The sequence below is a fragment of the Herbaspirillum chlorophenolicum genome, assembly GCF_001189955.1.
Lineage (GTDB): Bacteria > Pseudomonadota > Gammaproteobacteria > Burkholderiales > Burkholderiaceae_D > Herbaspirillum > Herbaspirillum chlorophenolicum.
Window position 1 is genome coordinate 1 of sequence record NZ_LFLT01000002.1, and the last position, 24,652, is coordinate 24,652.

The window sequence follows — 24,652 nt, forward strand, 5'->3', positions numbered from 1 at the left end:
AGGCAGACAACGCTTGCTGGCCGCTCCCGGAGGGTTGCTCCCAGAAGGCGCGCTGGCCGCGTTGCACGGTGAGGCTGGTGGCCCCACCACCAGCCTCACCGCGCGCCTTGCCACCCCGCCTTCTGGGAGCAACGCATCTCGCAAATTAAATGTTAACAGGCCCTAGGGTCTGTTCCTTCGGTTGCCATGTGCGGCTTGCCGTGGCAAGACACCGAACAGGCATTCTACGCAAAATGAAAAAAACGCGTCGCAAGCGCGGCAATCGGATGCAATCAGGTAGCGGAAAGTACGACATGCAAAGCGAATTCTTCAATCTGTACAGCCACGGTTTCGCCCGCGTCGCGGTGGCGGTGCCCCAGTGCAAGGTAGCCGATCCCGGTTACAACGCCGCACGCACCATCGAACTGGCCGAACAAGCCGCCGCCGAAGGGGCGGTGCTGGTCTCGTTCCCGGAGCTTGGGCTGTCGGCCTACAGCTGCGAAGACCTGTTCCAGCAGCGCGCCTTGCTGGATGCCTCGCTGCAGGCCTTGCAATCGGTGCTGGACGCCTCGCTGCGCGTGCCGGCCGTGCTGGTCGTCGGCTTGCCGCTGAAGGTGGACCACCAGTTGTACAACTGCGCCGTGGTGGTGGCCGCTGGCCGCATCCAGGGTGTGGTGCCCAAGAGCTACCTGCCCAACTACAGCGAATTCTACGAAGCGCGCCAGTTCAGCAGCGCCGACTGCGCCATTACCCGTCGCGTGCATCTGCTGGGCCAGGACGTCGCATTCGGCAGCCAGTTGTTGTTCGACATTCGCAATATCCCCGATTTCCGCTTCCATATCGAAATCTGCGAAGACGTATGGGTGCCGATTCCGCCATCGTCCTTTGCAGCATTGGCAGGGGCGACGGTACTGGTGAACCTGTCCGCGTCGAACATCGTCGTTGGCAAGTCCGGCTACCGCCACCAGTTGGTCTCGCAGCAATCGGCGCGCTGCATGGCGGCTTACCTGTACTCCTCGGCCGGCAACGGCGAATCGACCACCGACCTGGCCTGGGACGGCCAGGCGCTGATCTATGAAAACGGCGAACTGCAGGCCGAGTCCGAGCGGTTTTCCGAGCAGGCCCACGTGATCTATGCCGATATCGACCTGGAACGCCTGTCGCGTGAGCGCTTCCACCAGACCACCTTCGGCCAGTCGGTGCGCCGCCATGCCGATGAGGTGCGCAAGTTCGAGGTGGTTGGCTTCGAGGTTGACGTGCCGCAGCAGAAATCCCTGCCGCTCAAGCGCCAAGTGGCGCGCTTCCCTTATGTGCCGGCCAACAATGCCCAGCGCGACGAGCGCTGCCGCGAGGTCTACAGCATCCAGGTGCAGGCGCTGGTGCAGCGGCTGTCTTCCAGCAATATCAGCAAGGTGGTGATCGGCGTCTCCGGCGGGCTCGACTCCACCCATGCGCTGCTGGTGTGCGCCAAGGCGATGGACAAGCTGGGCCTGCCGCGCACCAATATCCTGGCCTATACCATGCCCGGTTTCGCCACCAGCAGCCGTACGCTGGTCCAGGCGCACAAGCTGATGGAGCAGGTCGGCTGCACGGCGCAGGAAATCGATATCCGCCCCAGCTGCGAACAGATGCTCAAGGATCTGGACCACCCGTATTCACGCGGCGAGGCGGTGTACGACATCACCTTCGAAAACGTGCAGGCGGGAGAGCGCACCAACCACTTGTTCCGCCTGGCCAACCACAACGGTGCCATCGTGATCGGCACCGGCGACCTGTCCGAGCTGGCGCTGGGCTGGTGCACCTATGGCGTGGGCGACCACATGTCGCACTACAACGTCAATGCCAGCGTGCCGAAGACCCTCATCACCCACCTGGTGCGCTGGGTGGCGGAATCCGCCTCGCTGGCGCTGAAGCATCCGGAAGTGCTGATGCATATCCTGGAAACCGAGATCAGCCCGGAACTGGTCCCCGGCGCCTCGGCCGGCGAGCCCGGCCAGCGTACCCAGGATTTCATCGGCCCTTATGAACTGCAGGACTTCAACCTGTACTACATCCTGCGCTACGGCTTTACTCCGGCGAAGGTGGCCTTCCTGGCGCATACGGCCTGGAAGGACCGCGAGGCGGGGCATTGGCCTGACGGACTGCACGGCGCGCACAACGAATACACGCTGGCGCAGATCAAGAAGAACCTGGGCATCTTCCTGTTCCGTTTCTTCAAGACCAGCCAGTTCAAGCGCTCTTGCGTCCCTAATGCGCCCAAGGTCGGCAGCGGCGGTTCGCTCTCGCCGCGCGGCGACTGGCGCGCTCCCAGCGATTCTGAAGCAACGGTCTGGATGGACGGCCTGGAACTGATTCCGGACGGAAACTCCTGACAGCCGGTTGCCGCAAATCGAGGTGGCGAGCGCTTTTTTAAGCGGCTTCCTGCCACTGGAGGTTGAAAGCGGGATGCTCCTGATTGACAATACAAATGGACGCTGGCGGCCGACGGTTGCCGGCAGGATGAATACGGTGGACATCGGCCAATTGAGCAGAGTGTGCATGCCGTGTAGGTAAGTGCCGATAAAAGTTAACCATCTACTTATAGTTTTTTAGTTAACAATCGATTTTTTTGGACATGTCAAGAGAGGGAGTTATCATGAAACAAGTGACCGCTATTATCAAACCGTTCAAGCTGGACGAGGTTCGGGAGTCGCTGGCCGAGGTGGGAGTCACGGGGTTGACGGTCACCGAAGTCAAGGGTTTCGGCCGCCAGAAGGGCCATACCGAGCTTTACCGTGGTGCCGAGTACGTAGTGGACTTCCTCCCCAAGGTGAAGATCGAAGTGGTGGTTGACGACGGCGTGGTCGAGCCGGCAGTGGATGCCATCATCAAGGCCGCCCGCACCGGCAAGATCGGAGACGGCAAGATTTTCGTGCAGGAAGTCGAGCAGGTGATCCGAATCCGGACCGGTGAAACCGGCGCTGACGCCGTCTGACCAAAACCGGCCGCTGGCCGGTTTTTTCTTGCCTCCCATCCTATTCCAGCATGACGGCTGGCTGCAGGTGCAGCGATTCTTGCCATGGGAGGCGTCATGCCAGGTGCGGTTATTCATGTTGTCGGCGTTGCCATCGCCGCGGTGCGGTTTGTCCTGCCGGGAGCCGGGTGCAACATGACGATGGGGCGCGGGTTGCGCGCCATATTGCTCTGGCTTGCGGCATCGGCATGTTGGCCGGCGCAGGCCGAGCCGGGCGTCTACCAGAATCGTATCGTCATTGGACAATCCATCGGTGTTACCGGGCCGTTGTCTTCGCAGGCCCTGCAATGCGCGGCTGGCGCCAAGGCCTATTTTTCCGAGATCAATGCGCAAGGCGGCATATACGACCGCAAGATAGAATTGCTGACCCGCGATGACGGTTACCATGTCGATGCCGCGCTGGCCAATACCGAACAACTGATCAATGTGGAGCGGGTGTTTGCGTTGTTCGGCTATGCCGGCTGGCCTGGCATCGAAGCCTCCTTGCCTGCGATCACCAAAGCGCGCGTGCCTTTCCTGTTCCCCTGTACCGGCGCTCCTTCACTGTACGGCAACTTCAAGCGCTATGTTTTTACAATGCGCGTGGGCTACGGCCACGAGTACCGCTACCTGTTGAAACGGTTCGGCCGCTTTGGCGTCAAGAGCGTGGCGCTGGTTTATCAGAACAATAATTTTGGCAGGCAGTTGCTCTCCGCACTGGAAGGGCAGCCCGAGACGCGCTCGATTTCCCTGTCCCTGATCGAGGGCGACGTCAAAGGAAATTTCCCCGCCCTGATACGGCGCATGATGGCGTTGCATCCTGACGCCGTGCTGTTGGCCAACGGCGATCCCTCGATCAACTCGGCAGTGGTGCGCGGCATGCATGAGGCGGGCTACAAAGGCCGCTTCTTCGGCGCATCCGTCATTGGGCAACGGGCATTGGCCGATAAGCTGGGGCCGCTGTCGCGCGGTGTGATCATCACGCAAATCGTGCCTTCGCCCTGGCATGTATCCATTCCCCTGGTGTCCGACTACCGAAAGCTGATGCAAAGCAGCGGCGTGACCGAGTTTTCCTTCAGCAGCATGGAAGGCTTCATTGCTGCGCGCGTCTTCGTCGAAGCCTTGCGCCGTACCGGCCGCAACCCGACGCGCGAGAAGCTCATCGATGCGCTGGAGAGCATCAATGAACACAACTTCGACCATCGCGGCTTTCCGCTCAACTTCTCTTCCACCCGCCATGACGGATCGGACTATGTCGATACCACCGTGATGGCCGGCGACGCCGCTTTCATCAATTGAATGCCATCAAGGGTGTTGCAGGCGCATGTTCCAGATTGACACAAGACCGGTACAAGGCTGCAACAGTCGGCGCATATCGTGCCATGTGCCGGCATGGCGCAACCCCGATGCCAAGGGGCTTTGCCGGCGGCAGCGCGATGTGAGTGCAGCCCCATCGTGCTGGCATGCGGTTTGCCCCATGTCTGATTGAACCCCAGGTTGGGACACTTGCCCGGTTATCCCTGAACATACGCGGCAAGCGATCCCATCCGGGCTTTCATTCCTACAACCCATGGAGACGACATGAATCTGGCAGACATCAGCAAGCTCGGCGTACGCGACCCGTTCAAGCAACGCTACGACAATTTCATCGGCGGCAAATTCGTACCGCCGGTCAAGGGCGAGTACTTCGAGAACATCAGCCCCGTGATTGGCCGCGCCTTCTGTGAAGTGGCGCGCTCCAGCGCGGAAGACATCGAACTGGCGCTGGATGCCGCACATGCGGCCAAGAAGGCCTGGGGCAAGACTTCGCCCACCGAGCGCGCTAACATGCTGCTGAAAATCGCCGACCGCATGGAGGCCAACCTGGAGCTGCTGGCCACTGCCGAGACGATCGACAACGGCAAGCCCATCCGTGAAACCATGGCCGCCGACATTCCGCTGGCGATCGACCACTTCCGCTACTTCGCCGGCGCCATTCGCGCCCAGGAAGGCGGCATTTCGACCATCGACAACGACACTTACGCCTACCACTTCCATGAGCCGCTGGGCGTGGTCGGGCAGATCATCCCGTGGAACTTCCCGATCCTGATGGCGGTATGGAAACTGGCGCCGGCGCTGGCGGCGGGCAACTGCGTGGTATTGAAGCCGGCCGAACAGACGCCGGCCTCGATCATGGTGCTGCTGGAACTGATACAGGACCTGATCCCTCCGGGTGTGCTCAACGTGGTGCAAGGCTTCGGCCTGGAAGCCGGCAAGCCGCTGGCCTCCAACAAGCGCATCGCCAAGATCGCCTTCACCGGCGAAACCACGACCGGCCGCCTGATCATGCAATACGCCTCGCAGAACCTGATTCCGGTGACGCTGGAGCTGGGTGGCAAGTCGCCCAATATCTTCTTTGCCGACGTGCTGGACAAGGACGATGACTTTTTCGACAAGGCGCTGGAAGGCTTCGCCATGTTCGCGCTGAACCAGGGTGAAGTCTGCACCTGCCCCTCGCGCGTGCTGGTGCAGGAGTCGATCTATGACCGTTTCATCGAACGGGCCCTGAAGCGCGTAGCTGCCATCAAGCAGGGCAATCCGCTCGACAAAAGCACCATGATCGGCGCGCAGGCTTCGCAAGAGCAATTGGAGAAAATCCTGTCCTACATCGACATCGGCAAGCAGGAAGGCGCCAAGGTGCTGGCCGGCGGCGGGCGCGAAGAGCTGGGCGGCGACCTGGGGGCCGGCTATTACGTCAAGCCCACCGTGTTCCAGGGCAATAACAAGATGCGCATCTTCCAGGAAGAAATCTTCGGCCCGGTGGTGTCGGTGACGACCTTCAAGGACGAAGAGGAGGCGCTGGCGATCGCCAACGATACGCTCTATGGCCTTGGCGCCGGCTTGTGGACGCGCGACGGCACCCGCGCTTTCCGCATGGGGCGCGAGATCCAGGCCGGCCGCGTGTGGACCAACTGCTACCACCTGTATCCGGCGCACGCAGCGTTCGGCGGCTACAAGCAGTCCGGCATCGGTCGCGAGAACCACAAGATGATGCTCGACCATTACCAGCAAACCAAGAACCTGCTGGTGAGCTACAGTCCGAAGGCGTTGGGCTTCTTCTGAGCCGGGCGGCATGCGGACGACGGTGCCGGGTCGTGGCAATGCGCTGCGGCCGGCGCCGTTTTTCATGGTGGAGACAGGAACATGGAGATACGAATGCAGGCACCGGAACGCGTAACCGCGACCGAGGCGGCGATCGGGTTGCTGCGTAACTTGAAGCAGCGCCACGGCGCGCTGATTTTCTTCCAGTCCGGCGGCTGCTGCGACGGCAGCGCGCCGATGTGCTACCCCGCCGGCGAGTTCACGCTGGGCGATACCGACGTGCATCTGGGCGAACTCGACGGCGTGCCGTTCTACATCGGCGCCGACCAGTACGAATATTGGAAGCATACCCAACTGATCATCGACGTAGTCAACGGCAACGGCGGCATGTTCTCGCTGGAGAACGGCAGCGGCAAGCGCTTCCTGACCCGCTCGCGGCTATTTACCGACGAGGAGTACGACGCCTTGCCGCAATTGGCCAGCCGCTGAACGGTTCAACCGCTTCGGGCCTTGATGCGCCGGTAGATGGTGTTGCGCGAGATGCCCAGCGATTTGGCCGCGGCGCTGACGTTGCCGGCATGTGTTTGCAGTGCACGCTCGATGGCGGACCATTCGTTGTCTTGCAATGACAATGAGGCCGATGCAACTGGCGCCGGCATTGAAATGGCCGGGGCGGGAAGGGCGCCGGCCTCGTCGAGGAAATCGTCGGGCAAGTGCTGCAGCGTGATGCATTCTTCGCTGCCGGCCATGGCCAATGCGGTACGAATCAGGTTGCTCAGTTGGCGCAAGTTGCCCGGCCACCGATGGGACAGCAGCAGATGCTGAACTTCGGCAGCCAACTGCGGGGCTTGTCCTCCGGATTCACGTTCAAGGATGTGCCGGATCAGCTGCGCCAGATCGCTGCGCTCATGCAATGCCGGCAGCCGCACCTGCAAGCCGTTGATGCGGTAGTACAGGTCTTCGCGGAAGGCATGGCTGGCCGCCATTTCGCGCAAGGGGCGATTGGTGGCGCAGACCAGCGCGAACTCCACCGGAATCAGGCGGTGGCTGCCCAGGGGCATCACCGCACGCTCCTGCAACACGCGCAGCAGGCAAGCCTGCAGCGCCAGCGGCATGTCGCCGATCTCATCGAGGAACAGTGTGCCGCCATGCGCTTGTGCGATCTTGCCCACGGCCCCTTTGCGCCGCGCGCCGGTGAAGGCGCCGTCGTCGTAGCCGAACAGCTCAGCCTCGATCAGGTGCTCGGGAATGGCCGAACAGTTGACCGCAACGAAGGGCGCGATGCCGGCATGCGCGCCATGCACAGGTTGCCGGCGCAGCGTCTCCTTGTGGATGGCCTGGGCCAGCCATTCCTTGCCGGTGCCGGTCTGGCCGGTAATGAGGATGGGGATGTCGCGGCCGATCACCTTGCGCAGCTTGTCGATGACGGTGCGCATCTGCGCGTCGCCGGTATCGAGCGCCTGCAAGTCCGGTGCCGGCGTGGCGGATGTGATCCGGCGAGGAAGCGGCGTCTGGGATGCTGCGGGCAAGGCCGGTTCGGCGACCGCATCGCGCGTGCTCTGGAAATGCTGGTCCTGCAGCCGCATCTCGGCACGCGCATGGATCTGGATGCCGCTGTGCAGATAAAGCTCCATCAACCCCGGCATGGCCTTGCGGTAATGGTCGGAAAGCATCGACACCGGCACGCCGAACAGCGAACTGAAGGTGTGCGACTGCAATGCTCCCAGCGGCAGCCCGAGCTGGAACAGCGCGCTGCGGTTGGCCGCCAGGAAGCGTCCGCCCGGCGTGAAGCTGGCGATGCCTTCGACCAGGGTGCCGACAAATTCCGGCCGGCTGTGGAAGTGCAGGGTGATGCAATCGGGGAAGCTGCCGGCCAGCAGGTGGTTTTCGATCATCTGCGCCGACATGCGCACCAGCGCCATGGTGTGCTTGTGGAAGCTGCCGCATTCGCCGGAGACATCCAGTACGCCCAGCACCTTGCCCTGGTGGTCGAAGATGGGGGCGGCCGAGCAGGTCAGGAAGCGGTTGGCATTGAGGTAATGCTCCTGCGCATGCACGGTGGTCGGCTTCTGTTCGAACAGGGCGGTGCCGATGGCATTGGTGCCGCGCAACTGTTCCGACCAGCGTCCGCCGGCGCCCAGCGCCACGCGGTCGGCCTTGGCCAGGAAGTCGCTGTCGCCCAGCGTATGGAGGATGGTGCCGCTGGCGTCCGAGAGGATCACCATGCTGTGGGTATTGCGGATCTGGTCGTAGAGCGTTTCCATCACCGGCTGCGCATGGCCGAACAGCGCATGGTTGGACTCCAGCGTCAGCGCCAGGTCGGGACGCGAGAGCGTATCCAGGTCGGGCCGCTGCTGGCGGGTGATGCCGTAGGAAGAGCTGCGCTGGTGCGAACGCTCGATGATTTGCAGGTCGAGCAATTGGCTGTCGGCCGCAGGCTGCAGCACAGGGGCATTGCTCAGCAGGGACGTACCGGCATCCGGCCGGTTTGCCTGGTGTTGCATCGTTGTCTCCTTTGGGACCTGAGGTCCTGATCCCCCATTGTTCTATTTCTTATGGATTGGGAAGCGAGGTGGACCAAGCATAACCGATTAATTCGCGCTTGGCCTCGCCCTTGTCTCGGCGATATTGGCGGGCTGGCAAGGGAAAATTGAAACAGGGTTTGCAGGCCGGGATGGCAGGGTGCAGAATGCTGTATATATGTACAGTATTTGTGTCTCTATCATGCCTAAATTTCCCAAGTTTCCAGAAGGAATCGCTGCGCCGTTCCCTGAGCAGCCCCGGCCGCTTGCCGACGACGATCCGACGTTGACGCCCGAGTCTTACATCCATCCCAGCCAGGTTGCGCGCAAGGGGCGTGGCGCCGTGACCAATCTGCGTGGACGCTACGAATCGGTCAGCCGGGAAGCGTTCGATGACGGCTGGCAAGCGATCGCGTTGGACAATCTGCGCGAGCGGGGGCAGGAGGTTAGCCCGGAAGATGCGGACGAACCTGCACCCCTGAAAACCATCGTCACTGAAGAAACGGCGAAGTCCATCATCAGCCGCAACAGCTCGCCCGATTTGCCGTTCAACCTGTCGCTCAACCCCTATCGCGGCTGCGAACACGGCTGCATCTATTGCTTCGCGCGGCCGTCGCACAGCTATCTCGGCCTGTCGCCGGGACTGGACTTCGAAAGCCGCCTGTTTGCCAAGACCAATGCACCCGAGCTGCTGCTGCGCGAGCTGGCGCGGCCGTCCTATGTGCCTGACACCATCACGGTAGGCATCAATACCGATGCCTACCAGCCGATCGAACGCGAACTGAAACTGACGCGGCGCGTGCTGCAGGTGCTGCATGACTGCGGCAATCCGGTGGCGCTGATCACCAAGTCTTCGCTGATCGAGCGCGACATCGACTTGCTGGCCGCAATGGCGGCCAAGCGCCAGGCTATCGCCGCCGTCACCATCACCACGCTGGATCCGGCCATCGCGCGCACGCTTGAACCGCGGGCAGCCAGCCCCATGCGGCGCCTGCGGGTGATCAGGACGCTGGCCGAGGCGGGTATCCCGGTCAGCGTTTCGATTGCACCGGTGATTCCGTTCATCACCGAGCCGGATCTTGAGCGTGTGATGGAAGCCGCCATTGAAGCCGGCGCAGGGCAGGCCGGCTACATCGTGCTGCGCCTGCCGTGGGAGGTGAGCCCGTTGTTCCGGCAGTGGCTGCAGGCGCACTTCCCGGATCGCGCCGCGCGCGTGATGAACCGCATCAAGGACATGCGCGGCGGCAAGGACTATGACGCCGATTTCGCCACCCGCATGCGTGGCGCCGGAACATGGGCCGACCTGCTGCAGCAGCGTTTCGAGAAAGCCAGCCAGCGGCTGGGCATGACGCACCGTAACCGTGCCTTTGCCACGCTCGATGCCAGCCAGTTCCGGCGGCCGCTGGTGGCGCCGGCGGCTCGGCAGCCGATGCGCAGCGATTCGGGACAGATGGATTTGTTTTGAGGAGCTGTGGGCGAGCGTCCAGCGAGACCTGGAGCAGGTTCTCAGGCGCGTTCACTGGACTTGAGCAACACCACCAGCGCACCGGCGCCGCCGTCGGCCGCGCGCGCCTGGCAGAAGGCCATGACTTCATCCTTTTGCGCCAGCCAGTTGCGGACCTTGTGCTTCAACACCGGTTCCTTGTTGACCGAGCCCAGTCCCTTGCCGTGGATCACGCGCACGCAGCGCAGGCCGCGCCTGCGGGATTGGCGCAGGAATTCGCCCAAGGCCTCGCGCGCCTGGTCGCGCCGGTAGCCATGCAAGTCGAGCTGGGCCTGGATCACCCAGTTGCCGCGCCGCAGTTTGCTGAGTACGTCGGAGCCGATACCGGGGCGGGCGAAACTGAGGTTTTCATCGCTGTCCATCAGGGTGTCGACGGTGAATTCGTCGGACAGCGATTCCAGCAGCGCGGCCTGTTCATCGGCGATATGCTGGCGTGGAATGGGCGGCGGCAGCTCCGGCAGATGGTGCGCTTTGTCGGCCGCCTTGGTGCGCAACGGCGCCACCTGTCCGATGCTGTTGCGGAAGATATCGGTTTCTTCCCTGAGTTTTGCCTCGTTGCGCAAGCGTTCGGCTTGCGCTTCGGCGCGCGCCTGTTCTTCGGCCTGCAATTGCTTGCGCAGCCCCTTGAGTGCGGAAAAATCCTTGATTGTTGCCATGATGCAGCCCGGTCAAACTTCCCAGTGGCTACTTTATCAGAACGCTGGCCGCGGTTCAGCCGCAGGCCAGCTTGATGATGACCTTGTCGGGGTCGGTGTAGATGTTGAGGCGCTTGGGGTTGAAGTCCATGGTGGCGGCGTCGTCAGGGCGCAGGGTGCGGACATCGGATGCGCCGGATTCCTGCATGGCCTTGCGTTCGATATAGCCGCTGACATTCTGGCCGATCAGATAATCGACCTTGGCGGCATCGCAATCGGCGCTGCCGCTGGTGTCGCGCGGTTGGGGTTCCTGAGATGCGCTGCAGGCAGCCAGCAAGGCGATCAGGGCAAGCGGGGAAAGCAGGGCGGCGCGGGGAAATGCCACGGTTTTGCCTTTCTATTCTGATCTGATGAGCTCTAAGAACAAAGCCGATGGAAGCACTTGTCTTCCACCGGCTTTTGGATGAGCAGCCGCGCCGCTAGTTCACACGATAGCGAAAAGTTTATTCCAGGCCTTCGAGATAACGCTGGGCATCGAGCGCCGCCATGCATCCGGTGCCGGCGCTGGTGATGGCCTGGCGGTAGACGTGGTCTTGCACGTCGCCGGCAGCGAACACGCCTTCGACGCTGGTGGCGGTGGCAAAGCCTTCGGTGCCGGTGCGGGTCTTGAGGTAGCCGTTATGCATTTCCAGCTGGCCTTCGAAGATGCTGGTGTTGGGCTTGTGGCCGATGGCGATGAACAGGCCGTGCACCGGGATATCGGTGACCGCGCCGCCTTGGGTCGACTTGATCTTGATGCCGGTTACACCGCTGTCGTCGCCGACAACCTCATCCAGCGTGTGGTGCCACTGGATGGCGATCTTGCCCTCGGTGACCTTGTGCAGCAGGCGGTCGATCAGGATCGGCTCGGCGCGGAACTTGTCGCGGCGGTGAATGATGGTGACCTTGCTGGCGATGTTGGACAGGTACAGCGCTTCCTCGACCGCGGTATTGCCGCCGCCGACCACCGCCACTTCACGTCCGCGATAGAAGAAACCGTCGCAGGTGGCGCAGGCGGAAACGCCTTTGCCCATGAACGCCTGTTCGGACGGCAAGCCCAGGTATTGCGCCGAGGCGCCGGTGGCAATGATGAGCGAGTCGCAGGTGTACTCGCCCGAATCGCCGATAAGGCGGAACGGACGTTCGGACAGCTTGGTCGTATGGATGTGGTCAAAGATGATTTCCGTGTTGAAACGTTCGGCGTGCTGCAGCAGGCGCTGCATCAGTTCCGGACCCTGTACGCCCAGTGGGTCGCCCGGCCAGTTTTCGACATCGGTGGTGGTCATCAGCTGGCCGCCTTGCTCGACCCCGGTGATCATCACCGGATTGAGGTTGGCGCGTGCGGCGTACACGGCGGCGCTGTAGCCGGCGGGGCCGGAACCGAGGATCAGAACCTTGGCATGTTTGGGCGTGCTCATAAGATACTCTTTGTCTGTTTAATGGGATCGCTCAACCTAGCTTGAGACGAATCCCGGGATTTCAATTCAGGGCCGCAGGGCGGCGGTGCGAACGCGCGAGCGCGAGACTCGTCAATACTGCACTGCAAAACGGGTAAGATTATAGACGAAGGCCCCTGTCCAGCTGATGGAATTACGCTATTCATCCGATAGGCCGCGCGGATCCGGCCATACTTGCCGTTTGTCGCGCGGGAACTTGTAGAAACGATAATGCCGCCGCGCCGGGTGTCCTGTGCGTGAGCCCTAAGAACCTGTTCAGAATCCCACCGGGGCCATTTGCACGGCCCCGGTGGGATTCTGAACAGGTTCTAAAAGCGCATGACGCCAATCCAATGCCGTTACAATGACGGCTACGCTTTTTTTGCACGGAAGTTATGTCGAAGACGAGTCAAGCCCATATCCGCAACACCAAAGCGCCGGCCCCGCCGATGCCCAACCGCCTGGTGCGGCTGATTTCCGAAGCGCGCTGGCTGGCGCTTACCGCGCTGCTGGTCTATCTGGCCTTGATCCTTCTGACTTACTCCAAGACCGATCCGGGCTGGTCGGTGGCCAGCTCGGTGCCGCGCGCGGCCAACTGGGGCGGCCGCGTGGGCGCCTGGATGGCGGACCTGATGCTGTACATCTTCGGCATGTCGGCCTGGTGGTGGTGCGTGCTCCTGGCGCGCTCGGTCTGGAATGGCTACCGCCGCCTGTCCAACCGCTTCCTGCTGGAAAAGGAAGTCGAGCCTGAACACCGGCAGGAGCCCCTGATCCGCGCCGTCGGTTTTGTCTTCATGATGACCGGCAGCCTCGGTATCGAATTCACCCGCATGCATCGCCTGGCGCCCAAGCTGCCGCATTCTCCTGGCGGCGTGCTGGGGGAAATGATCGGTACGGCGGTACAGCCGACCTTCGGTTTCACCGGCGCTACCTTGCTGCTGCTGTTGCTGTTCGGGCTGGGCTTTTCCCTGTTCTTCCATGTTTCGTGGCTGGCCGCGGTGGAACGCATCGGCGGCGCCATCGAGGATGGCCTGCTGTGGGTGCGCAATTTCTTCGCCGCGCGCGCCGACCGCAAGGCGGGCCAGGAAGCCGCCGTCAAGCGCGAGGAAGTGGTGGTGCAGGAGCGCGCCAAGATCGTCGAGGCGCCGCCCATCCGCATCGAGCCGCAGATCGTCGAGGTGCAGAAATCCGACCGCGTGCAAAAGGAAAAGCAGACCAGCCTGTTCGACGACAGCAATACCGACCTGCCGCCATTGTCGCTGCTGGATGAGGCGCCGCCGGCACAGCAGACGGTGTCGGTCGAGACGCTGGAATTCACCAGCCGCCTGATCGAGAAGAAGCTGTCCGACTTCGGCGTCGAGGTCAAGGTGGTCGCTGCTTACCCCGGCCCCGTGATCACCCGTTACGAGATCGAGCCGGCTACCGGCGTCAAGGGCAGCCAGATCGTCAACCTGGGGCGCGACCTGGCACGTTCGCTGTCGCTGACCTCGATCCGTGTGGTGGAAGTCATCCAGGGCAAGAATTTCATGGGCCTGGAACTGCCCAACCCCAAGCGCCAGATCGTGCGCCTGACGGAAATCCTCGGTTCCAAGGTCTACAACGACAGCCATTCCAGCCTGACCGTGGCGCTGGGCAAGGACATCGCCGGCAACCCGGTGGTGGCCGACCTGGCCAAGATGCCTCACTTGCTGGTGGCCGGTACCACCGGCTCGGGCAAGTCGGTGGGCATCAACGCCACCATCCTGTCGCTGTTGTACAAGTCCACGCCCAAGCAGGTGCGCCTGATCCTGATCGACCCCAAGATGCTGGAACTGTCGATCTACGAAGGCATTCCGCACTTGCTGGCGCCGGTGGTGACCGACATGCGCCAGGCCGGCCACGCGCTGAACTGGGCAGTAGAGGAAATGGAGCGCCGCTACAAGAAAATGTCCAAGCTGGGCGTGCGCAACCTGGCCGGCTACAACCAGAAGATCATCGACGCCGACAAGCGCGGCGAGAAGATTCCCAACCCGTTCAGCCTGACCCCGGACGCACCGGAGCCGCTGGAGCAGTTGGAAACCATCGTCATCATCATCGATGAACTGGCCGACCTGATGATGGTGGTGGGCAAGAAGGTGGAAGAGCTGATCGCCCGCATCGCGCAGAAGGCGCGTGCGGCCGGCATCCACCTGATCCTCGCCACGCAGCGTCCGTCGGTGGACGTGATCACCGGCCTGATCAAGGCCAACGTGCCGACCCGCATCGCCTTCCAGGTATCGTCCAAGATCGACTCGCGCACCATCCTCGACCAGATGGGCGCGGAGACCCTGCTCGGCATGGGCGACATGCTGTACATGCCGCCCGGCACCGGCTTGCCGGTGCGCGTGCACGGCGCGTTCGTCTCCGACGATGAAGTCCATCGCGTGGTGGAACACCTCAAGTCCCAGGGGGAACCGAATTACATCGAAGGCATCCTAGAGGGCGGCGTGCTGGAAGATGCCGAAGGTGGCAGCGGCGCTGGTGCAGGCGCCGGTGGCGGCGAGAGCGACGAGCTGTACGACCAGGCCGTCGCCGTGGTGCTGAAGAACCGCCGTGCCTCGATCTCGCTGGTGCAGCGCCACCTGCGCATCGGCTACAACCGTGCCGCGCGCCTGCTGGAGCAGATGGAGCAGAGCGGGGTGGTGTCGACCATGCAGTCGAACGGCAACCGCGAGATCCTGGTGCCAGCGGGCAACGATGCCGATTAAGCAGGAGGGAAGGCTGCGAGATGCTGCCTTTACCTTGTTGCACAACTGTAAGAACGGAAACAACATGAACAATCCCAGGCATCCCCTGTTTGAAGGAATCGAACGCCGCGGCCAGGTGCAATCCCGGGCGCGTGCCATCAACCTGCGCCGCATCCTCGCGGCAGTTTCGCTGTCGGCGCTGGCAGTGGCCGGCGCTATCGTTTTCACCGCACTGACGCCGGGCCGCGCCTCGGCGGCCGCGCTGGAGCAGTTCAAGCAATTTGTCGCCAGCACTCAGTCCGCCAAGGGCGATTTCACCCAGCGCCTGGTCAGGAACGACAACGGCAACGCCAAGGTGGTGAACACTTCCAGCGGCACCTTCGTGTTTTCGCGTCCGGGGAAATTCATCTGGACCTACCAGAAGCCCTATGAACAGGTGATCCAGGCCGATGGCGAAAAGCTGTTCATCTACGACAAGGACCTGAACCAGGTCACCACCAAGAAGCTGGGGAATGCGCTGGGCTCTTCGCCGGCGGCGATCCTGTTCGGCAGCAATGACCTGGAAAAGAATTTCACCTTGAAGGAGGCGGGCGCCAAGGACGGCATGGAATGGCTGGAGGCGGTACCCAAGAGCCGCGACACCACTTTCGACCGTATCGGCATCGGCTTCAAGAACGGCATGCCGGTAGCGATGGAGTTGCATGATTCCTTTGGGCAGATCTCGGTGCTGAGTTTCGACAGCTTCGAAAAGAATCCGCCGCTGAAGGTCAACAGCTTCACCTTCACCATTCCCAAAGGCGCAGACGTATTCAGCAACTGAGCAACAGCCAGGCTGTTGCGGCCCCATGAAAAAAGCCCCGCAAGTGCGAACTTGCGGGGCTTTCTTGTTCATGGCGGGGGGTTATTCGCCGTCGGTCATTTTCAGCATCGGCAGCTTGTCCTGGACGTCCTTCCACTGCGCATGATCGGCCATCGGCGCCTGCACCTTGGTGATGGGCTTCCAGCCGGGATGCTTGGCCAGCTTGGCATTGAGGTCTTCGAAATGCGCCAGTGCCGCCGGCAGGTCGGTGGCGTTATAGATCGCACCGACCGGGCATTCCGGTACGCACATCGAGCAGTCGATGCAGCCATCGGGATCGATGGCGAGGAAGTTCGGTCCTTCAACGAAGCAGTCCATGGGACAGACGCTGACGCAATCGGTGTACTTGCACTGAATGCAGGAATCGGTGACGACAAATGGCATGGGATTCTGAAGCGGGCAGGGTGGCGACTTGCGCGGACAGGCCGCGCGGCAAGCGGGTATTTTAACCGCTGCCGCGTTTGCCTGCCGTGACCGTTTCGTGACGGTTATGCACACTCTCAGGCGTTGCGACCGTCGTAGTGGATGCGTTTGAGCGTGTCGAGGTCAATGCCTTCCAGGCAACGGGCATTGATCGCAGCCATCGGCTTGCCTTGGGGGCTGGTGCCCATGCCGAATACGCCGATGCCGCAGCGTGCGCAGAACTGGTGGTCGATGACGTGCTTGTTGAAGCGGTAAGTGGACAGGCTTCCCTTGATCGTACAGTTGAGCTTGTCGCGGTCGACGAACCACATCAAATGGCCTTTGCGGCTGCAGTAGCTGCAGTTGCATTCCATCACTTGCCCGATCTCGCCTTCTGCAGTGAAGCTGATGTCGCCGCAGTGGCAACTGCCTTGATATATCATGGTCCTCTCCTCATCTTGCCGGTAATAGTAGAAACGGACAGCAGCGACAGTGTAGTGCATGCCGCATCCCGTGCAAGTCCTGCTCTGCGTTAGACTACTGCCTTTGGCGGCAGGCCCGTCTGCCGCCGGCACCGATTGATTCCGAGATGAACTTGATACCCCTGGCCGGGCGCATGCGGCCGCAATCCTTCTACGACGCGATCGGCCAGCGGCATGCGGCTTCGATGGGAGCCGGCCATGTCTGACCTGTTCGCACACGAACCCGCCGCACCACTGGCCGAGGCCCTGCGTCCGAAGACCCTGGATGAGGTCATCGGGCAGTCGCACTTGCTGGGCGAGGGCAAGCCTTTGAGGCTGGCTTTCCAGTCGGGCAAGCCGCATTCCATGATTTTCTGGGGGCCGCCGGGCGTTGGCAAGACCACGCTGGCACGGCTCACGGCCACCGCCTTCAAGTGCGAGTTCATTGCCCTGTCCGCGGTGTTCTCCGGCGTCAAGGACATCCGCGCCGCGATGGAGCAGGCGCAGCAGAACCTGTCCATGGGCAAGCACACCATCTTGTTCGTCGACGAAATTCACAGGTTCAACAAATCCCAGCAAGACGCGCTGCTGCCTTATGCGGAAAGCGGCCTGGTCACATTTATTGGCGCCACCACCGAAAACCCATCCTTTGAAGTGAATTCGGCGTTGCTGTCCCGGGCCCAGGTTTATGTGCTGAAGTCGCTGGCAGACGAAGAATTGAAGCTGCTCCTGAAGCGGGTCCAGGAAGAAGGCGTTCTTGGCGATCTTCAATTTGAAGACCTGGCGATAGAAACAATCATTGGCTATGCGGATGGCGATGCAAGAAGGTTCCTGAACCTGCTGGAACAATGCAAAACGGCTGCGGGCGCTGCCGGTGTGCAGAAGATTGATAGCGACTTCATCCAGAATGCCCTGACCTTGAATTCAAGGCGTTTTGATAAGGGCGGAGATAATTTCTACGACCAGATTTCAGCCCTTCACAAGTCGGTTCGCGGATCACATCCAGACGCCGCCCTCTATTGGCTGACGCGCATGCTGGATGGTGGCGCCGATCCCCGGTACCTGGCGCGGCGCATTGTGCGCATGGCTTGGGAAGACATTGGCTTGGCGGACCCAAGGGCCATGCAGATAGCCAACGATGCCGCCTTGACCTATGAACGGCTGGGAAGCCCTGAAGGGGAACTGGCGCTCGGCCAGGCAGTGATCTATCTGGCCGTCGCCGCCAAGAGCAACGCCGGTTACAACGCCTACAACCAGGCCAGGGCCTTCGTGAAGCAGGACAAGAGCCGTGAAGTCCCGGTGCATTTGCGCAATGCGCCGACAAAGCTGATGAAGGAACTCGGCTACGGGCATGAATACCGATATGCCCATGATGAACCTAATGCCTATGCCGCCGGCGAAACCTATCTTCCTGAGGGCATAGAAGAACCCGGTTGGTATCAGCCGGTGCCCAGAGGCTTGGAAATCAAGATCGGTGAGAAGCTGGCCTTGCTGAAGAAGTGGGACGAGGAAGCCGGGGAATAGCGTTTCCCGGTTTCATCAAGCCGCAAGATTCAATTGCCAGGACACTCCAAACTTATCATCGACCCAGCCGAACCGCCGGCTAAAGCCATAGTCGTCCAGCGGCATATGGACTTTCCCGCCGTCCGCGAGAACGGCAAACACACGCTCCAGCTCTTCCTCGGAGTCGCATTCCACAAAAGTCGAACTCGATGGCGTGAACGTGAAATGGTGTTCCACCGGACTGTCGGAGCACATGAATTCGCGGCCGCAGAGGCTGAAGGTCGCCACCTTGATGGTGCCGGCCGGCCCGTGTTCGCCTTCGGCATAACGCTCGGCGCGCACGATGCGGGAGCCGGGGAAGGTGGCAACGTACAGTTCCATTGCCGCCTGGGCAACGCCACCCTGGAACATCAGAAAAGGTAGGGGAGTCATCGTGGATCGGTTCCATTTCGTGTTCAATGAAGGCTAATGCTAATCCTGATTGCCTTGTACATGCCAGTCCGCTACCGACTCCATCCGATTCCGGCGCCATGCTGGAGATGGCAGTTGCCTCAGCCCGGCCAGCGCGAATTGCGAATCACGCTGCAGAAGTTGCCGGGCCTGAACGCAGGCTCCTTGTCGGCGATCACATCGGCCTTGACGTTGCCGAAGGTGGTCTGGGGTTTGCGCCTGATGCCGTCGTAGAAGGCCTGGATGATCTCTTCCTTGAATTGCGGCCCGCGCGGATGCGCCGCCACCACGGCTTCCTGCTGCGCGTCGCTGTATTGGCCATAGGTCAGGCCCAGCACGTCCATCTCCACTCCCGCCGTCACCAGCGCAATGACCGGATCCATGTATTCGGGAATGCCCGGCGTGGTGTGCAGTGCGATGGCGGTCCAGACCAGGTCGATATCCTGCTGCGAAATACCGCGGCTTTTCAGGAAGTCCCGCGCCGCGTTCGCGCCATCCACCTCGAAGCGGCAGCAGTCGCTGCTGTGCTGATGCGTCAGGCCCATGTCGTGGAACATGCAGCCGCAGTACAGCAGCTCGCGGTCGAATTTCAAGCCGCGCTGCAGGCCCGCGAGCGCGCCGAAGTAGTAGACGCGGCTGGAATGGTGGAACAGCAGCGGCGAGGCCGTGTCGCGCACCAGTTCTGTGATGTCGCGGGCAAGCTGGCTGTCGGGGATCTGGATGCCGTCGATGGTCGGGTTCATGGCTGAGTCCTTTTGAAGGTTGAACAAGGGTTCGACAAATCTTCCCATTGCACTAAAATGTCTTCAATTGGCGTGATATGTTAAATGCTGCCAAATCGCGCGACATCAAGACACCCAGCCGCAAAGCCGCCCCCGATGATCAAAACCATTGCCATTCTTGCCTTGCCCGGCGTCCAGATGCTCGACGTTTCAGGACCGCTCGACGTGTTCGCGCAGGCCAATGCCGACGCCGGGCGCGAACTGTATGCGCTGCGCGTGGTGGGATACGAACCCGGCCCCATCCGGTGCTCTTCCGGTGCACGGCTCCTGCCGGACCTGATCGTGGGAGAACCGCTGCCACGGCTGGATACCTTGCTTGTCGCCGGGACGCCGCACGCCTCGCGCACGGTGTTAAGCACCTCCGCGCTCCAATGGATTCGGGATACGGCCAAGGGAGCGAAGCGCTACGGTTCAGTCTGCACCGGTGCCTTTGTCCTGGCCTCGGCAGGCTTGCTGGATGGCAAACGTGTGACGACCCACTGGAATGCCGCCGGCGATTTGCGCCATGCCTATCCCCGCGTCACCGTGGAAGAGGATGCCCTGCATGTGAGGGATGGCAAAGTGCGCACTTCCGCAGGAGTGACTGCCGGTCTCGACCTGGCCCTGTCGATGGTGGAGGAGGATCTCGGCCGCGAGGCGGCAGCCGGCGTGGCGGCGCAACTGGTGATGTTCTTCAAGCGCCCTGGCGGGCAGTTGCAGTTCAGCCGCAAAGGGCAGGCCGGCCCCGTCGGGCGTTCAGTGTTGCAAGAGGTGCAGCGCTGGGTGGCGGCCAATCCGGGGCTGCCGCTGTCGGTGGAGGCACTGGCCGGGCATGCCGGCTTGAGCCCACGGCATTTCGCACGCCTGTTCCATGCGGAAGTCGGGATTACGCCCGCAGCCTGGGTGGAGATGACGCGCATCAGTGCTGCGCGCGCATTGCTGGAGGCCGGTGCGGCGACGCCCAAGCAGGTGGCGGCGCAATGCGGCTTCGCCAACGTCGATACCTTGCGCCGCGCCTTCGTCAAGCATGTGGGTGTGTCGCCGGCCGTCTACCTGCGGCACCACGGGGGCGGGCAGGCCTGATGTTGTCAGGCCGGTTTCCGACTCCAAACCGGGAAATGGCCTTCCATGGCCGCCATTGCGGAAATGATGGTTTGGTAGGTGGCGTCATTATCGTAGCCCGGCAGGCGCGCCTTCATTGCCTCCATCAGGGCGTCCAGTCCCTCAGCGTCATTGGGAACAATGATGCCCTTGGCGCCTTCGGCGCCGTCGCCGCCGATCATCCATTGCGGCAGCGGCAGGAATTCGTCGCTGATGACGATGTCGACCCGGTTGACAGCGCTCCAGGCCACGCCTTCTCGCTTGAGGCCATTGGCCATGGTGCGGATTTCCTCGTCGTCGAATTCCACGCTGATCTTGCGCGCCTGTTGCGCAGCCAGTTTGGCCGGGCTGAGTTCGGCCGCTCCTGGCGCGTGCACTTTCCAGTCGGTCTTGCGTTTTTTCGACGGCACGATACGGTTCTTGATCTGCTGGCCGAACGCGAAGGCGGCGCCGAACGACAGGCCGGCCAGCAAGCCGTAGAACAGGCTGGCGTCATGCGTCATGTAGTGGATGCCGGCCCACAGGGCCAGGCCGAAGGCCGCTGCCAGGCCAAGGATGGAAAGCGGCAGGGGAGTTTTCGGGGCGTCGTCGGTATCGGACATGATCGGAATTGGCAAGAGTGGCTGGAAATGGGCCGAATGGTAACCCGTCCTGGCCGTTGCGTGCCATGCCGCGGGGGTGTGGAGATATGCGGATGATACGTATTTATTATCGGAAACACCCAGGCAAGCCCCGGTAAAGCCGCCCGGCTTGGTACAATCTCCTTTTTGAGCACCAACCCTTATTTGCTATTTGTTCCCATGATCGACATCCAACTTCTCCGTAAAGACATCGACAATGTGGCCGCCCGGCTGGCAGCGCGCAAGTTCGTCCTCGACGTCGCCGGTTTCAATGCGCTCGAAGCCGAGCGCAAGCAGATCCAGACCCGCACCGAAGAATTGCAGGGCAAGCGCAACAGCCTGTCCAAGCAGATCGGCATGCTCAAGGGCAAGGGCGAGGACGCCTCGGCGGTGATGGCGGAAGTCAACGGCATCGGCGATGAGCTGAAGGCCTCGGCGGCGCGCCTGGAAGAGGTGCAGCAGCAGATGAATGCCTTCCTGCAGACGGTGCCCAACCTGCCGCACGAATCGGTGCCGGTGGGCAATGATGAATCCGGCAACGTGGAAGTGCGCAAGGTTGGAACGCCGCGTGCCTTCGATTTCGAGGTGAAGGATCACGTCGATGTCGGCGCGCCGCTGGGCCTGGATTTCGATACCGCCGCCAAGCTGACCGGCTCGCGCTTCTCGGTGATGAAGGGCGGCATCGCACGCCTGCATCGCGCGCTGGCGCAGTTCATGCTGAACACCCACACCGGCGAGCATGGCTATACCGAGTGCTATACGCCTTACATCGTCAACGCCGATTCGCTGCGCGGTACCGGCCAGTTGCCCAAGTTCGAGGCCGACCTGTTCGCCGTCAAGAAGGGCGGCCAGGAGGGCGAGGCGGAAAACGCCGCGTTGTACCTGATCCCGACCGCCGAAGTGCCGCTGACCAACCTCGTGCGCGATGAGATCGTCGCCGGCGACGCGCTGCCGCTGAAGTACACGGCACATTCGCCGTGCTTCCGTTCCGAGGCCGGCTCCTACGGCCGCGACACCCGCGGCATGATCCGCCAGCACCAGTTCGACAAGGTGGAAATGGTGCAGATCGTGCATCCGGAGAAGTCCTACGAGGCGCTGGAAGAGATGCTGGGCCATGCCGAGGCCATCCTGAAGAAGCTCGGCCTGCCGTACCGCGTGATCACGCTGTGCACCGGCGACATGGGCTTTGGCGCGGCCAAGACCTATGACATCGAAGTCTGGCTGCCGGCGCAGAATACCTATCGGGAAATCTCGTCGGTGTCGAACTGCGAAGCCTTCCAGGCGCGCCGTATGCAGGCTCGCTTCCGCAACGCCCAAGGCAAGCCGGAGCTGCTGCACACCTTGAACGGTTCCGGCCTGGCTGTTGGCCGTACCCTGGTGGCGGTGCTGGAGAATTACCAGCAGGCCGACGGTAGTGTGGACATTCCTGAGGCGCTGCAGCCTTACATGGGCGGCATCGCCAGGCTGGCGCCGGGCGCCTGACCCGCACGGCAAGACCCGATGGAGAACGGCCGACCTGTAATGGGTCGGCCGTTTTTATTTTGGGGCTAGCGCGATGGCAGGCGCGGCGCCGGTGAAAACGTTTTTGCGGGCAGCGTAGCTGTCAGCTGTCATTGAGTGCCCAGGAGAATGCCACCGGGATACGGCGCTCGATGAACAGGCTGTTGCCTTGTGTCTTCTTGGCCTGTTTCTTGGCTCGGGTCGCTGCCGAGGCAATCTGGTGCGGGGAAGAGTACTGGGCAGGTTCGATCTTCACCGCTCCTAGGGAAATGCTCACCAGCGGGTGTTGCACGCGGTTGCCCTGGCGGTCTTCGCTGAAATAGCCGCCGCGCTCGCGGTCTTCATCGTAATAGAAGGCGCTGGATTGGGCGGTGAAATTGTCCAGCATGTTGCGGCAGCGCCTTTCCCAATCCTCGCTCTGGAACATGATCAGGAAATCGTCGCCGCCGATATGGCCGATGAAGTCATGGTGCGGGTCGCAGCCTTGCTGCAGGATCCGGCCGGTGAGCTGAATCATGTCGTCGCCCTTGCGATAGCCGTAGACATCGTTGAAGGGCTTGAAGTGGTCCAGGTCGCAATAGCAGATGCAGAACTCGACCCCGCTTTGCAGCAGGTATTCGATGTGGTCGTTGATCGGCACGTTGCCCGGCAGCTGGGTCAGCGGGTTGGCATGGCGCGCGGCGTCGATCTGCATCTGGGTGATTTCGCGCAGCAGGTCATGCCCGGTTCCCAATCCCACATACTGGCCGCGGTCGGTGATGATGAAGCCGTTGGACAGGTGATGCGACTCGGCCTGCACCAGCAGGTTGGAGAGGTCTTGCAGGCTGGTGTCCTGCTCGGTCAGGATCGGGTTGGGATCCATGAAAAAGGCGCAGGACTTCTTGCCGTAAAGCTCGCGTCCATACAGGCGGGCGAAGCGCTCGACCATGCTGTAGCGGTTGATCAGCCCGATCGGCAGTCCGTTGCTGACCACCGGCAGCGCCTGCAACTGCGGATCGTTGACGAACATGTCGTAGACGTGGTCGTTGGTGATTTCCGGTGTGACGTACTGGGTTTCGCGCAGCAGCTTGAAGACGGTGGCGCTGCGTTTGCCGGGGCCGTATTTGTTGGCGGCCAGCGGCACCTTGTCGCGGCGCAGGGGCTTGGTGACATCTTCCGGGATCGACACCGGCGGTTCGGCCATCGGCCGGGCAATGTGGTAGCCCTGGCCGCAGGCGATGCCGAGGTCGCGGATGGTCAGCAGTTCAGCCTGCGATTCGATGCCTTCGGCGATGACGATGGAGCCGGATTTCTCGGCGATCTCCTGGATCGAGCGTACGAACTGCAGCTTCATCGGGTCGTTGTTGATGCCCTGCACGAAGTGCATGTCGATTTTGACGTACTCGGGCTGCAGCTCGGACCACAGGCGCAGGCTGGAGAAGCCTTCGCCGAGGTCGTCAATGGCGATCTGGAAGCCCATGTCGCGGTAATGCATGACGGCATTGCGCAGCAGGGCGTAGTCATAGGTCGGTTCGTTTTCGGTCAGCTCGATGATGATGCGCTGCGGATTGACGCCCAGATTCTCGAGATAACGCAGAGTCTCGCCCTGGATTGCCTCCGGCTGCATCAGTGCCCCGGGGGTGACGTTGAGGAACAGGTTGCCGGGCAGGCCGGATTGCGCGAAGCGGGTCAGGACGATGTGCCGGCACAGGTATTCCATCTGTACCGAGAGGTTGTGCGTACGCGCTACCTTGAACAGGGCCAGCGGGGAGTGCAGAGGGGTGTTGGACGGTCCGCGGATCAGGCCTTCATAACCGAGAATCTCGCCATTGCGCATGCGGACGATGGGCTGGAACAGCGCCGTCAGTTTGCGCTGGGCGATGATTTCGTGCAGCAGCGACAGCATCTGGTCGTCAGCATTTGGCGGCAACCCACCGGCGGCGCGGGCGATCAGCTCGGCAGCTTCGGCGTCGAGCGGAAAAGGGGCATTGGAAAGAGGCGCCATTTGGCTGTTCCCGATATGAAATTGTTCTAGGAGCGGAAAATAATTTACGGATGGATGCTAGAAGTGATTTATGACAAGACGATGATATGGGGGCGCAAGGTGAACCTTTTTGCATGAA

The 24,652-nt window shown here is 61.9% G+C and carries 21 protein-coding genes; 11 read left to right on the forward strand and 10 right to left on the reverse strand.

All coding sequences use genetic code 11. The features are described from left to right. Positions 1–293: 293 nt before the first annotated feature. From AKL28_RS01525 to AKL28_RS01545, 5 genes are all read left to right on the forward strand, one after another. On the forward strand, positions 294–2,351 hold the full coding sequence (locus tag AKL28_RS01525; RefSeq protein WP_050466306.1) for an NAD(+) synthase: 2,058 nt from the start codon (positions 294–296) through the stop codon (positions 2,349–2,351). A 263-nt stretch (positions 2,352–2,614) separates the two neighbouring features. Next, positions 2,615–2,953 (forward strand): P-II family nitrogen regulator, encoded by a 339-nt coding sequence (locus AKL28_RS01530; RefSeq protein ID WP_050466307.1) that lies wholly within the window; start codon positions 2,615–2,617, stop codon positions 2,951–2,953. A gap of 96 nt (positions 2,954–3,049) precedes the next feature. Further along, entirely contained in the window at positions 3,050–4,270 is a 1,221-nt protein-coding gene (locus AKL28_RS01535; protein WP_197091034.1) for an ABC transporter substrate-binding protein, read from the forward strand. Positions 4,271–4,552: 282 nt separating this feature from the next. Beyond that, entirely contained in the window at positions 4,553–6,073 is a 1,521-nt protein-coding gene (gene adh / locus AKL28_RS01540; RefSeq protein ID WP_050466309.1) for an aldehyde dehydrogenase, read from the forward strand. 93 nt (positions 6,074–6,166) lie between these two features. Continuing rightward, positions 6,167–6,541: a DUF779 domain-containing protein gene (locus tag AKL28_RS01545; RefSeq protein WP_050466310.1), complete on the forward strand. Its 375-nt coding sequence runs from the start codon at positions 6,167–6,169 to the stop codon at positions 6,539–6,541. A 5-nt stretch (positions 6,542–6,546) separates the two neighbouring features. On the opposite strand, the gene AKL28_RS01550 is transcribed toward AKL28_RS01545, so the two are convergent. Further along, a complete protein-coding gene (locus tag AKL28_RS01550) occupies positions 6,547–8,556 on the reverse strand; it encodes a sigma-54-dependent Fis family transcriptional regulator (protein WP_050466311.1) in 2,010 nt (669 codons plus the stop codon). Between the two features lie 220 nt (positions 8,557–8,776). On the opposite strand from AKL28_RS01550, the gene AKL28_RS01555 reads away from it, so the two are divergent. After that, positions 8,777–10,039, forward strand: a complete 1,263-nt coding sequence (locus AKL28_RS01555) for a PA0069 family radical SAM protein (RefSeq protein ID WP_050466312.1) — start codon at positions 8,777–8,779, stop codon at positions 10,037–10,039. Positions 10,040–10,080: 41 nt separating this feature from the next. Here AKL28_RS01555 and AKL28_RS01560 read toward each other — a convergent pair whose 3' ends face one another. The 3 genes from AKL28_RS01560 to trxB all read right to left on the reverse strand — a co-directional run bounded on the left by AKL28_RS01560 (position 10,081) and on the right by trxB (position 12,170). Next, positions 10,081–10,734 carry a Smr/MutS family protein gene (locus tag AKL28_RS01560; protein WP_050466313.1) on the reverse strand — a complete coding sequence of 218 codons (654 nt, stop codon included), beginning with the start codon at positions 10,732–10,734 and terminating at the stop codon, positions 10,081–10,083. A gap of 55 nt (positions 10,735–10,789) precedes the next feature. Then, positions 10,790–11,098 (reverse strand): I78 family peptidase inhibitor, encoded by a 309-nt coding sequence (locus AKL28_RS01565; RefSeq protein ID WP_050466314.1) that lies wholly within the window; start codon positions 11,096–11,098, stop codon positions 10,790–10,792. 118 nt (positions 11,099–11,216) lie between these two features. Further along, entirely contained in the window at positions 11,217–12,170 is a 954-nt protein-coding gene (trxB, locus tag AKL28_RS01570; RefSeq protein WP_050466315.1) for a thioredoxin-disulfide reductase, read from the reverse strand. 413 nt (positions 12,171–12,583) lie between these two features. Between trxB and AKL28_RS01575 the strand changes: the two genes are divergently transcribed. Both AKL28_RS01575 and lolA read left to right on the forward strand, forming a co-directional pair. Next, a complete protein-coding gene (locus tag AKL28_RS01575; RefSeq protein WP_050466316.1) occupies positions 12,584–14,914 on the forward strand; it encodes a DNA translocase FtsK in 2,331 nt (776 codons plus the stop codon). Positions 14,915–14,978: 64 nt separating this feature from the next. Next, entirely contained in the window at positions 14,979–15,713 is a 735-nt protein-coding gene (lolA, locus tag AKL28_RS01580; RefSeq protein ID WP_050466317.1) for an outer membrane lipoprotein chaperone LolA, read from the forward strand. Between the two features lie 81 nt (positions 15,714–15,794). On the opposite strand, the gene fdxA is transcribed toward lolA, so the two are convergent. Then, positions 15,795–16,136, reverse strand: a complete 342-nt coding sequence (fdxA, locus tag AKL28_RS01585) for a ferredoxin FdxA (RefSeq protein WP_050466318.1) — start codon at positions 16,134–16,136, stop codon at positions 15,795–15,797. A gap of 116 nt (positions 16,137–16,252) precedes the next feature. Further along, complete coding sequence (locus AKL28_RS01590; RefSeq protein WP_050466319.1) at positions 16,253–16,597, reverse strand: GFA family protein; 345 nt, start codon at positions 16,595–16,597, stop codon at positions 16,253–16,255. A gap of 237 nt (positions 16,598–16,834) precedes the next feature. Here AKL28_RS01590 and AKL28_RS01595 point away from each other — a divergent pair, with 237 nt between their 5' ends. Next, the gene (locus AKL28_RS01595) at positions 16,835–18,139 is read left to right on the forward strand and encodes a replication-associated recombination protein A (protein ID WP_050466320.1); all 1,305 of its coding nucleotides are present in this window, start codon (positions 16,835–16,837) and stop codon (positions 18,137–18,139) included. 15 nt (positions 18,140–18,154) lie between these two features. Here the strand turns inward: AKL28_RS01595 and AKL28_RS01600 are convergent, their stop codons facing one another. Together AKL28_RS01600 and AKL28_RS01605 are read right to left on the reverse strand one after the other, a co-directional pair. Beyond that, positions 18,155–18,550 (reverse strand): VOC family protein, encoded by a 396-nt coding sequence (locus AKL28_RS01600; protein WP_197091035.1) that lies wholly within the window; start codon positions 18,548–18,550, stop codon positions 18,155–18,157. 119 nt (positions 18,551–18,669) lie between these two features. Further along, positions 18,670–19,311 (reverse strand): HD domain-containing protein, encoded by a 642-nt coding sequence (locus AKL28_RS01605; RefSeq protein ID WP_050466322.1) that lies wholly within the window; start codon positions 19,309–19,311, stop codon positions 18,670–18,672. Between the two features lie 135 nt (positions 19,312–19,446). On the opposite strand from AKL28_RS01605, the gene AKL28_RS01610 reads away from it, so the two are divergent. Then, positions 19,447–20,412, forward strand: a complete 966-nt coding sequence (locus AKL28_RS01610; RefSeq protein ID WP_050466323.1) for a GlxA family transcriptional regulator — start codon at positions 19,447–19,449, stop codon at positions 20,410–20,412. A gap of 5 nt (positions 20,413–20,417) precedes the next feature. Here AKL28_RS01610 and AKL28_RS01615 read toward each other — a convergent pair whose 3' ends face one another. Next, positions 20,418–21,032, reverse strand: coding sequence for a hypothetical protein (locus tag AKL28_RS01615; RefSeq protein ID WP_050466324.1), 615 nt, complete (start codon positions 21,030–21,032; stop codon positions 20,418–20,420). Between the two features lie 198 nt (positions 21,033–21,230). Here AKL28_RS01615 and serS point away from each other — a divergent pair, with 198 nt between their 5' ends. After that, positions 21,231–22,532 carry a serine--tRNA ligase gene (gene serS, locus AKL28_RS01620; RefSeq protein WP_050466325.1) on the forward strand — a complete coding sequence of 434 codons (1,302 nt, stop codon included), beginning with the start codon at positions 21,231–21,233 and terminating at the stop codon, positions 22,530–22,532. A 121-nt stretch (positions 22,533–22,653) separates the two neighbouring features. Here the strand turns inward: serS and AKL28_RS01625 are convergent, their stop codons facing one another. Beyond that, positions 22,654–24,534: a GGDEF domain-containing protein gene (locus tag AKL28_RS01625; protein ID WP_050466326.1), complete on the reverse strand. Its 1,881-nt coding sequence runs from the start codon at positions 24,532–24,534 to the stop codon at positions 22,654–22,656. Between the last annotated feature and the right edge of the window lie 118 nt (positions 24,535–24,652).